Source organism: Alkalihalophilus lindianensis (assembly GCF_032843265.1).
GTDB lineage: Bacteria > Bacillota > Bacilli > Bacillales > Bacillaceae_D > Alkalihalophilus > Alkalihalophilus lindianensis.
Window position 1 is genome coordinate 59,051 of record NZ_JAWJBA010000004.1, and the last position, 19,962, is coordinate 79,012.

A 19,962-nucleotide genomic window follows, 5' to 3' on the forward strand; every position below is an offset into this window, starting at 1 on the left:
TCTTAATAAATAGAAGAGATTAATTAGATAGAAGAAAAAGGGGAGTAATGGGATGAAGCTACTTAAGTGGATAGATGAGCATATAGAAGAAGTTTTATTAATTGGCTTTTCTGTTGTAATGGTTGCAGTAATTGCAGCTCAAGTATTTATGCGTCACGTAATGGAGTCTTCCTTATCTTGGTCAGAGGAGTTAGCAAGATATTGCTTTATTTGGTTGGTGTATCTAGGGATCAGCTATGGAGTGAAAAAACAACGTCATATTAAGGTTGATGTAGTACTCCTACTTTTAAAAGGAAAGGCAAAAATAGCGTTAGCCATGTTTGCCAATTTATTATTCTTATCGTTTGCTATCTTTGTCATTATTTATGGATATGATATTGCGCAACGTTTGCTTGCTTTTGGTCAAACATCTCCTGCCTTGCATATTCCTATGGGACTGGTTTATATGGCTACACCAATTGGAATGGGTTTAACCGCTATTCGTTTGATTCAACAATTAATTAAACAAGGTAAGACGTTGTTTGGAGATGAGTCATTTGAAGTGAAAACCGAACAAGAATTAATTGTTGAGCAGAGGTTAAATGAAGAAGGCATTCGTACTATGAAGAGAAAGGATGACATTTAAATGACTGCTATCGTGTTATTTGCAAGCTTTGCTCTCTTTCTCTTCTTGAGTGTGCCAATAGGGATTGCTCTAGGACTTGCAACTCTAGTAACCATATTATACTCAGGGTCTATTCCTGTAGAATTTTTAGTACAAGGTCTTATCACGTCAGTTGACTCATTTCCTCTAATGGCCGTTCCTTTCTTTATTCTGGCTGGAGAGATTATGGGGAAAGGTGGAATCTCAAATCGTCTCTTTTTATTTGCAAACTCTATCGTTGGAAATAAAACAGGTGGATTTGCCATAGCGACGATCATTACCTGTATGTTCTTTGCAGCTATATCGGGTTCTGGACCTGCTACGGTTGCTGCTATTGGAGGAATTATGATCCCTGCAATGGTACGCCAAGGGTATGATAAGAAGTTTGCAACAGCACTTGTAGCTGCTGCCGGGTCATTAGGCGTTATTATTCCTCCGAGTATTCCAATGGTGATCTATGGTGTAGTTGGAAGTGCATCCATAGGAGATATGTTTATTGCTGGGATTATTCCGGGAGTTCTAGTTGGAATGGGATTAATGATTTACGCTTATTTCCACTCTAAGAAAAAAGGATATGTAGGTAGTCCTGAAAAGACATCTTTAAAAAATATTTTACGTTCTGCTTGGGAAGCTAAGTGGGCACTCTTAATACCGGTAATTATACTTGGAGGGATCTATGGGGGCATATTCACTCCGACTGAGGCGGCAGTTATTGCAGTTGTCTATGGATTGATTGCAGGACTTTTATTATATAGAGAATTAAAAATAAAAGATTTACCTCGCGTTTTTGCAGATGCTGCTCTAACTACATCGACCGTGCTAATTATCGTCGGTTCTGCTACAGCATTTGGGCGCTTACTTACTATTGAGCAAATACCTAATCAAGTGGCTGAAGCGATGCTTGCTATTTCTGAAAATCCGATAGTTCTTATTCTATTAATCACTGTATTACTATTAATAGTTGGTTGTTTTATGGATACGCTCGCTGCTATTATAATTTTAACGCCTATTTTGTTACCAATTGCAGTTAATCTAGGTTATGACCCTATTCACTTTGGTATTATTATGGTAGTGAATTTAGCGATTGGCTTCATTACACCACCTCTTGGAGTTAATTTATTTGTTGGCTCAGGGATATCCGGCTTATCAATTGAAACACTCTCAAAAGCAATTATTCCATTTTTTGTTGCGATGCTAGCAACGTTGCTACTGATTGTATTCATCCCAGAACTATCATTATGGCTTTTACAATTTAAGCAATAACAATGAATGGAAAAGAGGTTAGTAAACTAGCCTCTTTTCAGTGTTTCCTTTTCAAATCTTTAAAAAGAAGGCGTTCATATGACTATATTCTTTCATGTAATGTTACCCGTATTACTTGTCTTTGTTCTAGGCTTCTTAATTCAAAAGTGGAAAAAGGTAGATATTAAACCGATCTCCACTGTAGCTATTTATGTTATGACACCATGTTTAGTGTTTCGAACATTTTATACGTCTGAGCTTAACTTACAATATGTTTACATGATTACGTTTTCCTTGGTGTTATTGTTCGGTTTAATTTTCATTAATAAGGTTTATGCGAAAGTTAAACAGCTTTCCACCTCACAAGAAAGTGGATTGATACTAGCAACGGCTTTTATGAATTCAGGTAATTACGGTGCTCCTATCATTTTGTTTGCCTATGGGGAAGCAGGGTTTGCTTATTCGGTCTCGTTTATGGTGTTACAAGCCATTATCATGAATTTCTTTGGTGTCTATTATGCAGCTAAAGGGAAAAATGGTATGAAGATTGCTAAGAAAGCAGTGCTAAGTATGCCTGCCACGTATGCAGTGACCTTAGCACTCTTATTTAATGTGTTTGCAATAGACATTCCAAACCCCTTCATGTTAACAATAGACATGATAGCAGAAGCGACGGTTCCTACAGTGATGTTGATCTTAGGTATGCAATTAGCTTTGATTAAATGGGGAGATTTTGACTGGCCAAACTTATCCTTTGGTTTTGTAACACGTTTATTTATTTCTCCCTTATTAGCCTTTGGTATCCTGCTATTCTTACCGGTCGATCCGTTATTAGCTAAAGTACTAATCGTTTCGGCTGCTATGCCTTCAGCTGCCACTATTGTGATGTATGCTGTTCAATTTCAATCAGAACCGAGGTTGGTTTCAAGTATTACGTTAATGACAACGATTGGTAGTGTGATTACAATTACCGCTTTGCTCATCATACTCGGATAAATAGAGATTACGCAGGAAGTCATTTAGCAAGAATAGTGAACATTCTATGCAACATCATTGCATTTTCTCACTGGTTTCTTTATCATAATGAAGAAGTGTTTTATAACAATGTAGGAGGTTTTTTTAATGAAGATGATGGATGCGAATGAAATTATTCAATTTATTTCAAACAGTCAAAAGAAAACACCAGTAAAAGTACATATTAAAGGTGATTTAGAAGGAGTCGATTTTGGTGCAAATACAAAATCATTTCTAACAGGTAATACAGGTGTTTTATTCGGAGAGTGGGAAGAAATTGAGCCAGCTCTTAAAGAGAATGAAGCAAAGATTGAAGATTTTGTTGTAGAGAATGATCGTCGTAACTCTGCTATTCCATTACTTGATATGAAAAACATTAAAGCTCGTATTGAGCCAGGTGCAATTATTCGTGATCAAGTAGAAATTGGTGATAATGCAGTTATCATGATGGGTGCAAGCATCAACATCGGTTCAGTTATTGGTGAAGGAACGATGATCGATATGAACGTTGTACTTGGTGGACGAGCTACAGTAGGTAAGAACTGTCACGTAGGAGCAGGTTCTGTATTAGCAGGAGTTATTGAACCGCCTTCTGCTCAGCCAGTAGTAGTTGAAGACGATGTCGTGATTGGTGCAAACTGTGTCATTCTTGAAGGAGTAACAGTTGGTAAAGGGGCTGTAGTAGCAGCTGGTGCGATCGTTACGGAAGATGTACCTTCAAACACTGTTGTTGCAGGAACACCTGCACGAGTTATTAAAGAAATCGACGAAAAAACAAAAGGTAAAACTGAGATTAAGCAAGAACTTCGTCGTTTAAACGATTAATTTATAACAGTGAAGAAGTAGCTTTGCTCTAGTTGAGCAAAGCTCTTTTTCCATTTAAGTGAAAAGGGGGAGTAATAGGTGAATGTTGATCAACTTATAACCATTCGAAGGGACTTACACCAAATTCCTGAAATAGGTTTTAATGAAATCAAGACCCAAACGTATTTACTGAATGTCATACAAACGTTATCTCAAGACTTTTTAGAAGTGAAAAAATGGAAGACTGGACTATTAGTTAAAGTAGCCGGAAGCAACCCAAAAAACGTTCTAGCATACCGAGCTGATATTGACGGCCTTCCTATTAAAGAGAAAACCAATTATAAGGACTTCCAATCAACACACGAAGGGTTTATGCATGCATGTGGTCATGATTTTCATATGACCATTGCATTAGGTGTACTTAGTCATTATGCAGAAAACCAGCCGGAGAATCATTTACTTTTCATTTTTCAACCTGCTGAAGAAGGTCCTGGTGGGGCAGAACCAATGCTTCGTTCTGAAGAATTTCGTGAATGGTGGCCAGACGAAATTATGGCTTTGCATATTGCTCCAGAGTACCCTGTTGGAACGATTTCCACAAAAACAGGAATGCTTTTTGCCAATACATCAGAACTATTTATAACATTGAAGGGGAAGGGGGGACATGCTGCTTATCCGCATCATGCAAATGATATGGTCGTTGCCGCAAGTCACCTCGTCACTCAACTTCAAAGCATAGTAGCTAGAAACGTCAATCCACTTGATGCCGGGGTAGTTACAATAGGGGTTATAAAAGGTGGAACGAAACAGAATATTATTGCAGAAGAAGCAACGATAGAAGGAACAATACGCACAAAATCAATTGAAACGATGAGCATTATTAAATCAAGAATTGAACAACTTGTGCAAGGTGTGGAAGTAGGGTTTATGTGTTCAGCTACTATTGATTATGGAGCTAATTACTGTCAGGTATATAATGAAGAAATAACGACGAATCATTTCATCGAATTTACGAAAAGACAGTCAAATGCTACATTTGTTGCAAGCCCTGAAGCAATGACTGGTGAAGATTTTGGTTATTTTCTCGAACAAATTCCAGGTTTTATGTTTTGGTTAGGTGTTAGTTGTGAATACGGTTTGCATGATGCGAGATTAGAGCCTGATGAAGGAGCTATCCCGTTTGCTGTTACTCACCTTATTAATTTCATTGATTCTAAGTAAACTCTAGACCCTATAATGGGTCTTTTTTTGGATGGTATTTAGAAGTCTATACATACTTTGGGGAATCTTGGTTAGGATAAGGAGGTAACAATTTAACATTCCTACGGAGGTGTTGGTGATGCCGAAAATTGGTGTCGAACAATCATTAACAGATGTACAACAAGAACTTCAAGCAAAAGGCTATGATATTGTTCAATTAAGAAATGAGCAGGACTCTCAAGGTTGTGACTGCTGTGTCATAACAGGACAAGACCAAAATATGATGGGATTGCAAAACGCTGCAATAGATGGTTCTGTCATTAACGCATCTGGAATGACAGCACAAGATGTCTGTCAGCAGGTTGAACAAAAATTAAATCGGCAACAATAAGTATGTAAGGACCTGAAACCGCAACGGTTTCAGGTTTTTTTAAACCTTCAAATGCCTAGAAATCTATAAAGGCAAATGGGTAGGTTCCTGCATACAATACAGTATTAACCAAGATCTAGATTGACAAATAAAGTAATTAATAACTGTAAGAGAATTTGAATATTCGCTGTAACTTGGGTATCTGTTGTCGTTACATCGACATTGCGACTATTCTCAATGACTGTTTTCTGATAAGATAATTGTTTCAGCTTGGCTGTTTGTAATAAGTCTTGTGTCACCATCTCTGCTGTATTTGCATCTGCAATTGAAATGCTGATAACAATCGCAATGGCTGCTTGAAGTGAAGCTTGTAAGGAAAGTGCTGCTTTCGTATCAGTTGAAGTCACATTCACATCACAAGAGTCTTTAATGATGATATACTCTTCAGATAGTTGAAGCGTTTTATTTTCCTGTTCAGCACTCTGTGTATCATTATTGTTATTAGAATGACACAGAGGGTGATTAGATGCTGTATCTAGAGCTGACCACCTATTAGGTCTTGATGCTTGTGCTTCATTGTTGTACACATATATTTTTTTCATCCTTGTTTCCTCCTTTCATTTTATAGTTCAGCATATGTAAAATAACTGGAGTGGCTTGGACTAATCGACTGAAGAAGGAGCACAAAAAAACCACTCTCGTCATGGAGAATGGTTTTTGGATAAGTTAGCTTTTTTTCTTATTTAAAAATTGTTCAACCTCAGATTGAATGTTTTGAATGATGTTTTTAATTTCTTCTTTTTCATTCTTGTCTAATGTATTCAACGTTATACCGGCTTTGTGTTTTCTTAACACATTTCTAACCATAATATCAATTAAATCGCGTTGCGCCTTATCCATGATCTCCCTCCTTACGTAAATACGGATACTATAAACGTATGAAAGAAATCCAAAAGGGTGTTGGGTGAACGATTCAATCATGCAAATTAAAAAGGAAGACGTAAACATACGTCTTCCTTTTAGTCATTTATTTCTTTTCGATATAAACTTGGTGAGGGTATGGGATTTCGATATCGTTGGCATCGAGTGCTTCTTTTAATTCTTTTCTTAACTTACGCTCCACTGCCCATTGCATCATATTCTCGGTTTTTGCAATGATACGAATAACGACATCAGAATCTCCGAGCCCTTGAACTCCAATAACGTTCGGCCCCTCTATAATTGTTTCATCTTCTAAAGCTATCTTGTCACAAACATTTTGCATCACTGCGATAGCATCATCAATATTATCATCATAAGAGATACTCATATCAATTAAAGCTCGCATATTTCCTCTAGAATGATTGCTTACGCTACTGATTTCTCTGTTAGGTACAAAATGAAGAGTGCCATCAAAACCACGAATTTGAGTCGTACGTAGTCCAACTTCTTCAACTATACCATCAATTCCTGCTGCGGTTACATAATCATCTACATCAATTTGCTTTTCCAAAAGTAAGAAGAAGCCTGTTACAACATCACTTACAAGGCCTTGAGCGCCAAATCCAATTGCTAGACCAATGACCCCCGCACCAGCTATTAATCCTCCAATTGGAAGTTCAAAGATACCTGCAATAATTGTTACTAGGACAAAAATAAGTACATAAGAAAAGATATTTAAGCTTAATTTTTCAAGCGTTTTTACTCTTCCAAGGGACATATTGCGCTGAGTTTGCATTCGGTCAAACCCTGTAGAGATCACTCTCTTTCCAATTGAACGTACAATTAAGAATGCAATAAAAGCTAAAAAAAGCTGACCTAAAACTAGCAATACAACAGTTAAAAAAGCTCCTTGCGTAAGGTAAGCAGTCAACTGATCCACGTCTACCAACTCCCAAAAATTCAGTTTTCTAAACCTAGTTTTAACCTTTATTAGACAAATAAAAACACCTGTTTAATGGAGGCACGGTAAAAATCGTAGCATAAGTATTCATAAATCACAAACCAAAACCATCTTTTGATGAGCATACTATTCGTCATTTTCATAAAAAAAGAGTATGATTGAGAATGTAGATGTTTAGTTTAATGACTTGTGGGAATAGTAGTAAGGGAGCCGAATTGTGAGAGTTTGTTTACAGTGATTATCATTTAATATTGACTAAAAATAGTGCTTCTTTTATAATGGACAACGTAGTAAGGTTAAATATTTTAGGAGGTATGTACATATGTCAGATAAGCGTATGGTTGCAAAACAAGCACCAAGATTTGAAATGGATGCTGTATTGCCTAACAAAGAATTTGCTAAGGTAAGTCTTGAAGAAAACATGAAAAATGATAAGTGGACAGTTCTTTATTTCTATCCAATGGACTTCACTTTCGTTTGCCCTACAGAAATCACTTCTTTAAGTGATCGTTATGATGAGTTTGAAGATCTAGATGCAGAAATCATTGGGGTTTCTACTGATACTGTTCACACTCACAAAGCTTGGATCAACACTTCTCGTGATGAAAATGGTCTAGGTGAATTAAAATATCCTTTAGCTGCTGACACAAACCACGTTGTTTCACGTGAGTATGGTGTTCTGATCGAAGAAGAAGGAATTGCTCTTCGTGGTCTATTTATCATAAGCCCAGAAGGCGAGCTAATGTATTCTGTTGTAAACCACAACAACATTGGTCGTGACGTTGAAGAGACACTACGTGTTCTTCAAGCGCTACAAACTGGTGGCCTTTGCCCAGCAAACTGGAAGCCAGGTCAAGAAACACTATCTGTATAATCATCGTATTAAGATGAGCGAAGAGGTCTAGCAGCAATGTTAGACCTTTTTTATACTCGAAAACTAGGAGGAATACAAATGGCACTTAAATTACGTTCACAAATGCCTGAATTAGATGGAGCAACCTCGTGGTTTAATGGGGAGCTTAAAAAAGAAGATCTTGTAGGGGACAAGCCTACATTAATTCATTTCTGGTCAATAAGCTGCGGGTTATGTAAAGAAGCTATGCCGAATGTAAATGAATTCCGCGACCAGTATAAAGATCAGTTAAACATAGTAGCTGTTCATATGCCTCGTTCTGAAAAAGATCTTGATCTTGATGAAATAAAAAAAGTAGCAGATGAACATGAAATTACACAACCGATTTTTGTTGATAGTGATCACAAATTAACGGATGCTTTTGAAAATGAATATGTCCCGGCTTATTATGTTTTTGATGCAGAAGGTCAATTACGTCATTTTCAAGCAGGCGGCGGTGGCATGAAAATGCTAACAAAACGTGTAAATCGAGTATTAGGCATTAAAGAATAATTGTTTTTTTAGAACCTCTTTTTTAAACGGGGTTCTTTTTTTTATGAGTAAATATTAATCGATGACGATATAGGTGGGTTAAAAAGAAAGCTACTGCATAAAATGGAGCAAATGCAGTGGGGGTGAAACATGAAAAGGCAGTTTGCTGTCATTGGGCTTGGTCGATTTGGAGGGAGTGTATGTTGTGCGTTAATAGAGCAAGGAATGGAAGTCTTAGCCATTGACCAAGATGAAGCACGAGTGAATAAGTACAGAGATCTCGTCACTCATGCCGTTGTTGCAGATGCTACTGATGAGCAAGCATTAAAGCATCTAGGAATCCGTAATTTTGAACATGTTATTATTGCTATTGGGGACAATATTCAAGCCAGTATATTAACAACACTTATTCTTGATGAACTAGGAGTAGAACATATAACAGTGAAAGCGCAAAATGATTATCACGAAAAAGTACTCACTAAAATTGGTGCAGAACGCATCGTTCATCCTGAGAGGGATATGGGTGTTCGTCTTGCTCATCATTTACTATCAAAAAATGTTCTAGACTACTTGGAACTGTCTGATAAACACAGCATTATTGAAATCATAGCTAGTACAAAGATGAGTGGTAAAACATTAATGAAACTAGATGTAAGAGCGAAATTTGGTTGCAATGTAATGGCTATAAAACGTGGGAGAGAAATAATTGTCTCACCACAGGCCACTCAACTAATTAAAGAAGAGGACATTTTAATTGTAATAGGTGCAGATGAGGATATTAAACGGTTTGAGCATGAAATGTTCGATGAATAACAAAAAAGCGGATACCTAAGTGGCATCCGCTTTTTATTATACTTCCATAATAATTGGTAAAATCATCGGCTTACGTTTAGTACGTTCATATAAGAAAGGACCAAGTAAGTCGGTCATCTCATTTTTAATTTCAGACCATTGTGATGTTTTTCTTTCCATAACATCATCTAGGTGTTTGCTTAAAAGTTTTTGAGCTTCATGAATTAAGTCACTTGATTCACGCATGTAGACAAACCCTCTTGAGATGATATCTGGTCCAGCAGTTACTTTGAATTCTTTCATATCAAGACTAACAACAATAACCACTAACCCTTCTTCTGAAAGAATGCGTCGATCTCTTAAGACAATATTTCCAATATCACCAATGCCATTTCCATCAACATACACAGAACCTGATGGGATTTTACCGACGATACCTGCTTCATTTGGGTGAATGGCTAGTACGTCTCCATTATCCATAATGAAACTATTCTTCTCATCTACACCACAATCTTTAGCTAATTTAATATGCATTTTCAACATACGATATTCACCGTGGATTGGCATAAAGTATTGAGGTTTCATCAGACGAAGCATTAACTTTTGTTCTTCCTGACCACCATGTCCTGAAGTATGGATATCACTTAATGAACCGTGAATCACGTTTGCTCCAGCACGATAAAGTTGGTTAATTGTTTTACTTACACTCAATGTATTCCCTGGAATAGGCGATGATGAGAAAACGACTGTATCCCCAGGAATGATTTGAATCTGACGGTGTGTACCAAAAGCAATTCTAGATAAGGCAGCCATTGGTTCACCTTGTGAGCCTGTACATAAGATTGTCACCTGGTTATCAGGCAATTTATTTAATTGAGAGTGGTCAATGAACGTATTCTTAGGCGCATTGATATAGCCTAACTCTTGGCCGATATTTAGAGCGTTTTCCATGCTCCGTCCAAAAACGGCAACCTTACGTCCATGCTCAACTGAAGCTTCTACCACTTGTTGAAGACGATGAATATTTGAGGCGAAAGTGGCAAATATCACACGACCTTCGACTTTTCTGAAGATCGAATCAATACTTTCTCCGACTTTTCGTTCAGACATCGTAAAGTCTGGAATTTCACTATTTGTGCTATCTGATAATAAACAAAGTACGCCTTCTTCACCGATTTTTGCCATTTTAGTTAGGTTGGCTGGTTCACCAACTGGTGTGAAGTCAAATTTGAAATCACCGGTGTGAACAACATTACCTGGCGGTGTTTTAACAACGATTCCATAAGAATCTGGAATGCTGTGGGTTGTTCTAAAGAAGGTTACTGATGTTTTGGTAAACTTGACTACTTGGTCTTCATGAATTTCATGAAGTTTAGCTTTACGTAGCAATCCATGTTCTTCAAGTTTCCCTTTTAAAAGACCTAGAGCAAGTTTTCCACCATAAATAGGTACATTTACAGCACGTAATAAATAAGGGATACCACCGATGTGATCTTCATGACCATGTGTGATAAATAAACCTTTGATTTTGTCTTCATTTTTTACTAAAAATGAATAATCAGGAATAACATAATCAATACCAAGAAGTTCGTCCTCTGGAAACTTAATTCCGGCATCAATTAGAATGATTTCATCTTGAAACTGAACTGCATAGGTGTTTTTTCCGATCTCGCCAAGGCCACCTAATGCAAAAACTGCTGTTTGGTTATTTTTCATTTGTTTCATTGGTTAGATAGACTCCACTTTAAAATCTTCACTATTTTTTTCATATTCAAGATATGCCCCAGAGACCGGTGTGACGAATTCGATATTGTACTCTCTAGCTATTAACTTTTTACGTACATCGGATTCTGATTCACCTTCGACAAAAATACTTTCTGTTAGTTCACGTACAGGTACTTGCTGAAAATTCTTTTGGAAATATACTTTGAAAATCATAAATAAAACCTCTCCTTAACGTTGGTTATATTTTCATTATAAAGCAAATGCAGTTCTTTTTCATGTTTTTCTTTTTTGAGAACGCGCATGCAATAAAATGAAAACAGTTTCCACGTTATATTCTCATTGTTTTTACGTTGTCTTCACACTTATTAGAAGGCAGGGTAGGTTACCTGGTTACCTGCATACATTCTCGTCAGAATAAAGAGAGGTTATACTTCAAGTAGTCGGTTTTTAGGGAGTAATTGACGACAGCCTTTCAGAAGCTTTTTACGAAGCTTTTTTAACATAAGACCCACTCCTTTCTTTGATTAAGTATCCATTTTTATAAATAACTTAAGGGATTGTAATATGCTTAGTATGTGTAGGATATTTTACCGGTTTCCGAGGTAATAATTGGAATGAGTTTTTTGATGGCGATTTATGTAAGATGGAAGATCTATTTATAACATGTGTTAAAAGGGAATTCGCTCTTTAAAATGTAGGATACGATCGTATAACAAACAAAAAAAGGAAGCGCTATTGGCTTCCTTTTAAGGTAATTGTTTTTTCAATGGGTCTTTGAAGTCTTCGATACGATCGTAAAACATAATCCCATTTAAATGGTCCATTTCATGCTGGAATACAATAGCAACTAGTCCACGGAGGCGAAGTGTCACATCATCTCCATCAAGATTGGTACCCTTCACAGTGATTCGAGCATATCTTGGAACAATTCCAGGAATATCACGGTCTACTGATAAGCAACCTTCCCCACTCTCAAGGTGAGTTTCCTCAACGGAATGGCTGATGATTTTGGGGTTAAATAATCCCATACTATGTAGGTTATCGTTGTCATCATACACATGAACAGCAAACATTCTTTTTGCAATACCAATTTGTGGGGCTGCGATGCCGACACCCGGTCTTAGTTGATACGCTTCTGAAATATCAGGGTCTTGACTATTTATAACAAAATCAAGCATTTTTTGAAGTGTTTCTTCATCTTCCTTTGATGCAGGTAAAGACACTTCTTTAGCTACTTGTCTTAATACGGGATGACCCTCACGGACAACATCCTTCATTGTAAGCATGTATGTATCACTCCTTTTATAACTACTATTTACTTTATGAAGAATGAATAAAAATAGCAAGTTATTTTCAAAGAAAAAAGAGCAAGCACGAGGCTTACTCTTTTTTACCTGCTTTTTAGCAGTGTCCGCCATGATGACCGAAACGAGAAGCGCCCACGATAATCAATAAAATAAATAATACTACGATTAACGCGAAGCCCTTACCGCATCCGCCCACACCGTAACCTGCTACTGGAGCACCATAACCGTAACCACATGGATCATAACAACCTTGACCGCCACCAAATCCGTATCCGTACATGAGAATTCCTCCTTTTTTTAAAAAGCCATCGCATCAGGTGCGACTCACTAACTACATTATGCAGAACCCAGATGTGTGGTTGGATGAATGCCCATTTTTCAAAAAAAGATAAAAATAAATCTAATTCATGCACATATCTTCATCTATTGGACATAGAGTTTAAATAGCTTTAAAAACCAAAATAGTTAGGACTTGTTATTTTTTGTCGGTTCATATACTGTGGTAGGGACAAGTGTAGAATGTTAGGGGGAAATGTTGTTTATGAAATGGAAGGTTACAGCGTTAATCGTATCAATTGGTTTGCTTTCTGGCTGCGGGAATAGTGCAACTGAAACCATCTATCAACATTTAGAGAAAGCCGTAGAGCTTGAAGAACCATTTGTATCACAACAACAACCATTACAAGAAGCTGAAGAAAAAGAGTATCAGCTATACGAAAAAATGATTGCTCTTGGACCTGAGGAGATGGATGAACTTTCGAATCTTTCTGATCAAGCATTAGAATCTGTAAGCGAACGTGAACAATTAATGGAATCTGAAAAAGAAAGTGTTGAACAAAGTAAAGAAGAATTTGATCAAATCCAATCGGCCATAAGTGATTTAGAGCGCGAAGACTTACAAGACCTTGTTAATCAACTTGAGGAAGAAATGAATGCTCGCTACTCAAGTTACGGTGAACTTTATGATCACTACATAGCTGCAATTGAGGAAGATCGTAAATTGTTTACAATCATAAAAGATGAAGAGTTAACAATGGATAGTCTTCAAGAACAAATTGATCAAGTGAATCAACAGTACGATCTTGTTCATGAGAAGAAAGAAGTATTCAATCAGCATACACAATCTTATAATAAATTAAAAAGAAGTTTTTACGAAGAAGCGGAACTAGATGTTCACTATGAAGAGTGAACATCTAGTTCGCTTTTTTTGTTTAGTTAGACTGGGGAGATAGAGTGGATCTTGTCTGATTAAGGGTGTGCAGGATAAGGGTATAACTGTACTAGTTAAGTTTGTATTGCTGTATAACACAGTTGTTTTTAGTGGGGCGAAATGATTGTGAAAAAATATGCAATTAAAACGATGAAACAAAAGGATTGACGGAATAATGATCGTTGATGTAGACTTGTTCTCGAAAGGTAAATTGTATTAATTTATTTTTAGTTAGACTGATACAGTACATGTGTCCGTTTGATTTTAATTCATTACGACAATCGTGATTGGTTACATATTTCGACATAAACTACTTCTATACCCTAATCACGTCAAAGAAAAACGTTTCATTCATTTAAAAGAAGGTTATGTAAGTTCTATGAATGGGTATCCTAATGAAGAGTTTTGCCGAAGAGTTTACTCAACAAGACAAATATGATGTGAAGAACTATATTCACGATTGTGTGAATTTCCTAAAAGAAAGGTAGAGGTGAAGGTAGATGAGTACAAAAACGTTAGAGCAAGTTGAAAATCAATTTGAAACGTTTCAGATTTTAAACGAAGAAGGCGAAGTTGTTAATGAAGCTGCTATGCCTGAACTAAGTGATGAAGAGTTACAAGAGATTATGAAGCGTATGGTTTACACTCGTATTTGGGATCAGCGTGCAATTTCATTGAACCGTCAAGGTCGTTTAGGTTTCTATGCGCCTGTAGCTGGTCAAGAAGCTTCTATGCTTGGTTCGCAATTCGCCTTAGATAAAGAAGATTGGATTTTACCTGGTTACCGTGATATTCCTCAACTCGTATTCCACGGTCTTCCATTACATCAAGCATTTTTATGGTCTCGTGGTCATTATGGTGGTGGTGAGATTCCTGATGGCTTAAACATCATGGTTCCGCAAATCATCATCGGTGCTCAAATCATTCAAACAGCTGGTGTGGCATTAGGTCTTAAACGTAAAAAGAAAGAAAATATCGCTATTACGTACACTGGTGATGGTGGTGCATCACAAGGTGACTTCTATGAAGGTATGAACTTTGCTGGTGCTTATAATGCTCCTGCAGTATTCATTGTACAAAATAACCGTTTTGCGATCTCAGTACCTGTTGAAAAGCAATCAGCTGCAAAAACGATTGCTCAAAAAGCAGTTGCTGCTGGTATTGAAGGAATTCAGGTTGATGGTATGGATGTTCTTGCCGTTTATGCTGCTACGAAACAAGCTCGTGATCGTGCATTAGCTGGTGATGGTCCAACTTTAATTGAAACGATGACATACCGTTATGGTCCACATACTATGGCTGGTGATGACCCTACTCGTTACCGTTCTTCTGATCTTGATGATGAGTGGACGAAGAAAGATCCACTAGTACGCTTCCGTAAGTTCTTAGAAGCGAAAAAACTATGGTCTGAAGAGAAAGAAAATGAAGTAGTAGATAAAGCTAAAGAAGATATTAAAGAAGCAATGAAGAAAGCTGATAGCACTCCAAAACAAAAAGTAACTGATCTAATTGGTTTCATGTTTGAAGAGTTACCAGCAAACCTTCGTGAACAAATGGAAGAGTATACAGCAAAGGAGTCGAAGTAACCGATGGCACAAATGACAATGATCCAAGCAATTACGGATGCAATGCGTAATGAGCTTAAGAATAATGAAGATGTTCTTGTGTTTGGAGAAGACGTCGGTCAAAACGGTGGTGTTTTCCGTGCGACTGAAGGCTTACAAAAAGAATTCGGAGAAGAGCGCGTATTCGATACACCTCTTGCTGAGTCTGGTATTGGTGGTTTAGCAATCGGATTAGGTCTGACTGGTTTCCGCCCTGTAATGGAGGTACAATTCTTTGGTTTTGTATTTGAAGTATTTGATTCAATCGCTGGCCAAATGAACCGTCTTCGTTACCGTACTGCAGGAAAGCAAAGCGCACCTATTACAGTACGTTCACCATTTGGTGGAGGCGTTAAAACACCTGAAATGCATGCTGATAGCTTAGAAGGATTAATGGCTCAAACTCCTGGTTTAAAAGTCGTTATCCCTTCAACTCCATATGATGCAAAAGGATTACTTATTTCTGCTATCCGTGATAATGATCCAGTTGTTTACTTAGAGCACATGAAACTTTATCGTTCATTCCGTGGAGAAGTTCCTGAGGAAGAGTACACAATTGAATTAGGAAAAGCTGATGTGAAGCGTGAAGGAAAAGACGTTTCAATTATTACTTACGGAGCTATGGTTCATTCTTCTCTTAAAGCTGCTGAAGAGCTTGAAAAAGAAGGAATTGATGCAGAGGTTATCGACTTAATGACGATTAGCCCACTCGATATTGAAACAATTATTGCTTCTGTAGAGAAAACGAACCGTGCGATTGTTGTACAAGAAGCTCAAAAAGCAGCTGGAATTGCTGCAAATGTTGTAGCTGAAATTACAGAGCGTTCTATCCTTAGCTTAGAAGCTCCGGTACTACGAGTAGCTGCTCCTGATACTGTTTATCCATTTGCGGCAGTTGAAGATGATTGGTTACCTGATTATCAAGAAATTATTGAAACTGCTAAGAAAGTTGTAAATTTCTAAAAGTAGACAAGCATAGATGAGAAGGAAAGATAAATGTCTTTCCTTTTCACTCATTTACTTATTTTCCATTTAATTGGTTATAAAAAGGAGGAACTTCAAAGTGGCATATGAATTTAAACTGCCTGATATTGGTGAAGGAATTCACGAAGGTGAAATTGTAAAATGGTTTGTGAAACCAGGCGATGAAATAAAAGAAGATGATATTCTTCTAGAAGTTCAAAACGATAAAGCAGTTGTAGAAATTCCTTCTCCTGTTGACGGAAAAGTTCTCGAGGTTAAAGTTGAAGAAGGAACTGTAAGTATTGTCGGTGATGTTCTAGTAACAATTGATGCTGGTGATGCTAACCCTGCTGAAGAAGAAAGTGCTCCTGCAGAAGAAGCAAAAGAAGAAACACCAGAGCCTGTTAAAGAAGAGAAAAAAGAAGAAGCTCCTAAATCAGATGAAGCGACTGACGATAATGATGATACTCGTGTAATTGCAATGCCTTCAGTTCGTAAATTTGCTCGTGAAAAAGGTGTTAACATTAAGCAAGTTAGTGGTACTGGTAAAAATGGTCGTATTACAAAAGAAGATATTGAAAATCACCTAAATGGTGGTGCTGCTACAGAAGATACACAAGCAGATACAACATCTGAAAAGAAAGAAGACCAACCGGCAGCAAAAGCACAAGAGCCAACATCTATTCCTGTTGGAGAAATGGAAGAGCGTGTACCTTTCAAAGGTGTTCGTAAAGCAATTGCAAAAGCAATGGTTAACTCTAAGCACACTGCTCCTCACGTAACTCACATGGATGAAGTAGAAGTTTCTGCACTTGTTGCTCACCGTAAGCAATATAAAGAAACAGCTGCAGAACAAGGTACAAAACTTACGTACTTACCATATGTGGTAAAAGCTCTTACAGCTGCTCTACGTAAATACCCTGCATTAAATGCATCTATTGATGATGCAAACGACGAAATTGTATACAAAAAGTACTTTAACATTGGTATTGCTGCAGATACAGAGCACGGTTTATTCGTACCAGTTGTTAAAGATGCAGATCGTAAATCAATTTTCGCATTAGCCGATGAAATTAATGAGTTGGCAGTTAAAGCTCGTGATGGTAAACTTAGTGGTGCAGAAATGAAGGGCGGATCAGCTACAATTTCTAATGTTGGTTCAGCTCGTGGTCTATGGTTCACACCAGTTATCAATCACCCAGAAGTCGCTATTCTAGGTATTGGTCGTATCGAGGAGAAGCCAGTGGTGAAAAATGGTGAGATTGTTGCTGCACCTGTATTGGCTCTATCTATAAGCTATGACCACCGTTTAATTGATGGCGTAACAGCTCAGAATGCTCTAAACCACGTTAAGCGTCTGTTAAATGATCCACAATTACTATTAATGGAGGGGTAATGAATGGTTGTTGGAGATTTCGCAAATGAAGTAGACACACTTGTCATTGGTTCAGGTCCAGGAGGATACGTTGCAGCAATCCGTGCAGCCCAACTTGGACAAAAGGTAACGATTGTTGAGAAAGGAACACTTGGTGGTGTTTGTTTAAATGTTGGATGTATACCATCAAAAGCACTAATCTCAGCAGGACACCGTTATCATAATGCTAAACATTCTGATGACATGGGGATTACAGCTGAAGGTGTTTCCATTAACTTTGACAAAGTTCAAGAATGGAAAGGATCAGTCGTTAAGAAATTAACTGGCGGGGTAGAAGGCCTTCTAAAAGGAAATAACGTTGAGATTGTACAAGGAGAAGCATACTTTGCTTCAGAAAATTCTGTACGAATCATGGACGAAAAGAGCTCACAAACGTATAACTTTAAAAATTGTATCATTGCAACAGGGTCAAGCCCAATTGAACTTCCTAGCTTCAAGTACACAGATCGTGTCATCAACTCAACAGGTGCGTTAGCTCTTAAAGACGTTCCTAAGAAGATGGTTGTCATTGGTGGAGGATATATTGGTATTGAACTTACTGGTGCGTATTCTAATATGGGTACAGAAGTAGTTGTTCTTGAAGGTGGAAAACAAATTCTTCCTGGTTTTGAAAAACAAATGGGGAAACTTGTTGAACGTAAACTTAAAAAGAACGGCGTAAAATTCCATACAGAAGCTTTAGCTCAAGGTGTGGAAGAAACTGATAACGGCGTGAAAGTTACAGCTGAAGTTAAAGGAAAAGAAGAAGTGTTTGAAGCTGATTACGTTCTTGTAACAGTAGGGCGTAAGCCAAACACAGAAGAGCTTGGCCTAGAGCAAATCGGCGTTGAAATGACTGATCGTGGATTAATTAAAACGGACAAGCAATGTCGCACAAATGTAAGCAACATTTTTGCAATTGGTGACATCATTGAAGGTCCTGCTTTAGCCCACAAAGCATCTTACGAAGGTAAAATTGCTGCTGAAGCCATTGCTGGTGAAAAATCAGAAATTGATTACCTAGCTATTCCTGCTGTTGTATTCTCTGACCCAGAGCTTGCTACAGTTGGTTACAACGAAAAAGAAGCTAAAGATGCGGGTTATGATGTAGTAGCATCTAAGTTCCCATTTGCTGCAAACGGACGTGCTCTATCACTTAACGATACAGATGGCTTCATGAAGCTTATCACTCGTAAAGAAGATGGCCTTGTAATCGGTGCACAAATTGCGGGACCTAATGCTTCTGATATGATTGCCGAACTTGGACTTGCAATTGAAACTGGTATGACTGCAGAAGATATTGCTCTTACAATCCATGCTCATCCTTCATTAGGCGAAATCACAATGGAAGCTGCTGAGGTTGCTCTCGGTACGCCAATTCACATTGTAAAATAATAAACCTCTTAATAGGAGTCGCTCTAGTTAGTAGAGTGGCTCCTATTTTTATTTATTTTTAATTCACATTTGACAACTCGGATTAATATGATTTATAGTAAGACCAAGGTAACTGATCGGACATCCGAAGGTACTCCTAATAACGTCTTAATTCTTAATGAGGTGACGAAATGATATTTGGATCTCTATTAAAATGGACGTTGGATGCCTTTTCTTCAATAGGCCATATCCCACTTCCAATCCTGTTTTCTGATCAATTTATGAAAGAATTTACTTCTTTTAAAGAATGGGAAGAAATGATGGAAGTAAGTCAACAAAAAGTAGTAACGATCAAAGATTTTGAGAGAGCAGAGGAATTTTGGAATCCTTTGATTCAGTCGTCAACACAGTTTTCTAGTTGGAAAGAAATGAAAGAAGAAGCAGAGGCTTATTACTTTAAACAAAGACCATATGGACCTTTTCCAATGGTTTAAAGAAAAGGTGTGCATGACCAGTCATGCACACCTTTTTGAATTCTGTTTTATAAATCAATATGGTTCATTTGAATCTGAAATGTATGATTTAGTTTGGTAAGAATATCATCCTTCGCTTGAGGCCCTTCCATCCGTAAATGAATATCTTCTCCGGTTAAAATGAGCATCGTAGGGAAGGTATCGATCTCAAATTGTTTAATACGATCTTTATCTTCAGCATCAACTACTTGAAAAGATGGGATTTTGTCTGGATGTTGGGTCTGAAGTTCTAATAAGGCGTCATAATAGCTATGTTCTTCTTCTAAGGCTTTCGCATCAGAAAATAAAATGGTTATCATCGTAGACTCAGTATAGGAGGGAGGAATGGTATCATCTGATTGAGCAGAAGAGACACAATTCGATAACATGAATATTGGAGCGAACAACATTGATAGAAAAAGCTTTTCCATGGTATCTCACTTCCTTGCAAGTATTATCCCTTGTAAGCAATTACCTCATTTTATCACGATTGAAACCTAGTTAGGCATTTAGTAATAGAAA

General features: G+C 37.5%; 23 protein-coding genes. 15 read left to right on the forward strand and 8 right to left on the reverse strand.

Annotated features, from left to right (window positions below):
- The first annotated feature begins 52 nt into the window (after nt 1-52).
- The 6 genes from RYX56_RS12845 to RYX56_RS12870 all read left to right on the forward strand — a co-directional run bounded on the left by RYX56_RS12845 (nt 53) and on the right by RYX56_RS12870 (nt 5,294).
- Entirely contained in the window at nt 53-625 is a 573-nt protein-coding gene (locus RYX56_RS12845; RefSeq protein ID WP_317122447.1) for a TRAP transporter small permease, read from the forward strand.
- The gene (locus RYX56_RS12850; protein ID WP_317122448.1) at nt 626-1,906 is read left to right on the forward strand and encodes a TRAP transporter large permease; all 1,281 of its coding nucleotides are present in this window, start codon (nt 626-628) and stop codon (nt 1,904-1,906) included.
- A gap of 78 nt (nt 1,907-1,984) precedes the next feature.
- The gene (locus RYX56_RS12855; RefSeq protein ID WP_317122449.1) at nt 1,985-2,881 is read left to right on the forward strand and encodes an AEC family transporter; all 897 of its coding nucleotides are present in this window, start codon (nt 1,985-1,987) and stop codon (nt 2,879-2,881) included.
- A gap of 126 nt (nt 2,882-3,007) precedes the next feature.
- Nucleotides 3,008-3,724, forward strand: coding sequence for a 2,3,4,5-tetrahydropyridine-2,6-dicarboxylate N-acetyltransferase (gene dapD, locus RYX56_RS12860; protein ID WP_317122450.1), 717 nt, complete (start codon nt 3,008-3,010; stop codon nt 3,722-3,724).
- A 78-nt stretch (nt 3,725-3,802) separates the two neighbouring features.
- The gene (locus RYX56_RS12865; protein ID WP_317122451.1) at nt 3,803-4,924 is read left to right on the forward strand and encodes an N-acetyldiaminopimelate deacetylase; all 1,122 of its coding nucleotides are present in this window, start codon (nt 3,803-3,805) and stop codon (nt 4,922-4,924) included.
- Nucleotides 4,925-5,042: 118 nt separating this feature from the next.
- Entirely contained in the window at nt 5,043-5,294 is a 252-nt protein-coding gene (locus RYX56_RS12870) for a YkuS family protein (protein ID WP_317122452.1), read from the forward strand.
- Between the two features lie 104 nt (nt 5,295-5,398).
- Here the strand turns inward: RYX56_RS12870 and RYX56_RS12875 are convergent, their stop codons facing one another.
- The 3 genes from RYX56_RS12875 to RYX56_RS12885 form a co-directional block, all read right to left on the reverse strand.
- Nucleotides 5,399-5,875, reverse strand: a complete 477-nt coding sequence (locus RYX56_RS12875; protein ID WP_317122453.1) for a spore coat protein — start codon at nt 5,873-5,875, stop codon at nt 5,399-5,401.
- Nucleotides 5,876-5,999: 124 nt separating this feature from the next.
- Entirely contained in the window at nt 6,000-6,173 is a 174-nt protein-coding gene (locus RYX56_RS12880) for a hypothetical protein (protein WP_317122454.1), read from the reverse strand.
- 127 nt (nt 6,174-6,300) lie between these two features.
- Nucleotides 6,301-7,134, reverse strand: coding sequence for a mechanosensitive ion channel family protein (locus RYX56_RS12885; protein ID WP_317122455.1), 834 nt, complete (start codon nt 7,132-7,134; stop codon nt 6,301-6,303).
- A 343-nt stretch (nt 7,135-7,477) separates the two neighbouring features.
- Between RYX56_RS12885 and RYX56_RS12890 the strand changes: the two genes are divergently transcribed.
- From RYX56_RS12890 to RYX56_RS12900, 3 genes are all read left to right on the forward strand, one after another.
- Nucleotides 7,478-8,029, forward strand: coding sequence for a peroxiredoxin (locus RYX56_RS12890; RefSeq protein WP_317122456.1), 552 nt, complete (start codon nt 7,478-7,480; stop codon nt 8,027-8,029).
- A gap of 78 nt (nt 8,030-8,107) precedes the next feature.
- Nucleotides 8,108-8,560 carry a redoxin domain-containing protein gene (locus RYX56_RS12895; RefSeq protein WP_317122457.1) on the forward strand — a complete coding sequence of 151 codons (453 nt, stop codon included), beginning with the start codon at nt 8,108-8,110 and terminating at the stop codon, nt 8,558-8,560.
- 129 nt (nt 8,561-8,689) lie between these two features.
- Nucleotides 8,690-9,352, forward strand: a complete 663-nt coding sequence (locus RYX56_RS12900) for a potassium channel family protein (RefSeq protein WP_317122458.1) — start codon at nt 8,690-8,692, stop codon at nt 9,350-9,352.
- A gap of 36 nt (nt 9,353-9,388) precedes the next feature.
- On the opposite strand, the gene rnjA is transcribed toward RYX56_RS12900, so the two are convergent.
- The 4 genes from rnjA to RYX56_RS12920 form a co-directional block, all read right to left on the reverse strand.
- Nucleotides 9,389-11,056 carry a ribonuclease J1 gene (rnjA, locus tag RYX56_RS12905; protein WP_317122459.1) on the reverse strand — a complete coding sequence of 556 codons (1,668 nt, stop codon included), beginning with the start codon at nt 11,054-11,056 and terminating at the stop codon, nt 9,389-9,391.
- A 3-nt stretch (nt 11,057-11,059) separates the two neighbouring features.
- Nucleotides 11,060-11,269 carry a DNA-dependent RNA polymerase subunit epsilon gene (locus RYX56_RS12910; protein WP_317122460.1) on the reverse strand — a complete coding sequence of 70 codons (210 nt, stop codon included), beginning with the start codon at nt 11,267-11,269 and terminating at the stop codon, nt 11,060-11,062.
- Between the two features lie 533 nt (nt 11,270-11,802).
- Nucleotides 11,803-12,342 carry a peptide deformylase gene (gene def, locus RYX56_RS12915; RefSeq protein WP_317122461.1) on the reverse strand — a complete coding sequence of 180 codons (540 nt, stop codon included), beginning with the start codon at nt 12,340-12,342 and terminating at the stop codon, nt 11,803-11,805.
- Nucleotides 12,343-12,457: 115 nt separating this feature from the next.
- Nucleotides 12,458-12,643, reverse strand: a complete 186-nt coding sequence (locus tag RYX56_RS12920; RefSeq protein WP_317122462.1) for a YjcZ family sporulation protein — start codon at nt 12,641-12,643, stop codon at nt 12,458-12,460.
- Nucleotides 12,644-12,904: 261 nt separating this feature from the next.
- On the opposite strand from RYX56_RS12920, the gene RYX56_RS12925 reads away from it, so the two are divergent.
- From RYX56_RS12925 to RYX56_RS12950, 6 genes are all read left to right on the forward strand, one after another.
- Complete coding sequence (locus RYX56_RS12925) at nt 12,905-13,552, forward strand: YkyA family protein (protein ID WP_317122463.1); 648 nt, start codon at nt 12,905-12,907, stop codon at nt 13,550-13,552.
- Between the two features lie 521 nt (nt 13,553-14,073).
- A complete protein-coding gene (gene pdhA, locus RYX56_RS12930) occupies nt 14,074-15,159 on the forward strand; it encodes a pyruvate dehydrogenase (acetyl-transferring) E1 component subunit alpha (protein ID WP_317122464.1) in 1,086 nt (361 codons plus the stop codon).
- A 3-nt stretch (nt 15,160-15,162) separates the two neighbouring features.
- On the forward strand, nt 15,163-16,140 hold the full coding sequence (locus RYX56_RS12935) for an alpha-ketoacid dehydrogenase subunit beta (RefSeq protein ID WP_317122465.1): 978 nt from the start codon (nt 15,163-15,165) through the stop codon (nt 16,138-16,140).
- Nucleotides 16,141-16,240: 100 nt separating this feature from the next.
- Nucleotides 16,241-17,536 (forward strand): dihydrolipoamide acetyltransferase family protein, encoded by a 1,296-nt coding sequence (locus tag RYX56_RS12940; RefSeq protein WP_317122466.1) that lies wholly within the window; start codon nt 16,241-16,243, stop codon nt 17,534-17,536.
- A 3-nt stretch (nt 17,537-17,539) separates the two neighbouring features.
- Nucleotides 17,540-18,949 carry a dihydrolipoyl dehydrogenase gene (gene lpdA, locus RYX56_RS12945; RefSeq protein ID WP_317122467.1) on the forward strand — a complete coding sequence of 470 codons (1,410 nt, stop codon included), beginning with the start codon at nt 17,540-17,542 and terminating at the stop codon, nt 18,947-18,949.
- Nucleotides 18,950-19,119: 170 nt separating this feature from the next.
- The gene (locus tag RYX56_RS12950; RefSeq protein ID WP_317122468.1) at nt 19,120-19,422 is read left to right on the forward strand and encodes a hypothetical protein; all 303 of its coding nucleotides are present in this window, start codon (nt 19,120-19,122) and stop codon (nt 19,420-19,422) included.
- A 47-nt stretch (nt 19,423-19,469) separates the two neighbouring features.
- On the opposite strand, the gene RYX56_RS12955 is transcribed toward RYX56_RS12950, so the two are convergent.
- Nucleotides 19,470-19,871 carry an outer membrane protein assembly factor BamD gene (locus RYX56_RS12955; protein ID WP_317122469.1) on the reverse strand — a complete coding sequence of 134 codons (402 nt, stop codon included), beginning with the start codon at nt 19,869-19,871 and terminating at the stop codon, nt 19,470-19,472.
- Between the last annotated feature and the right edge of the window lie 91 nt (nt 19,872-19,962).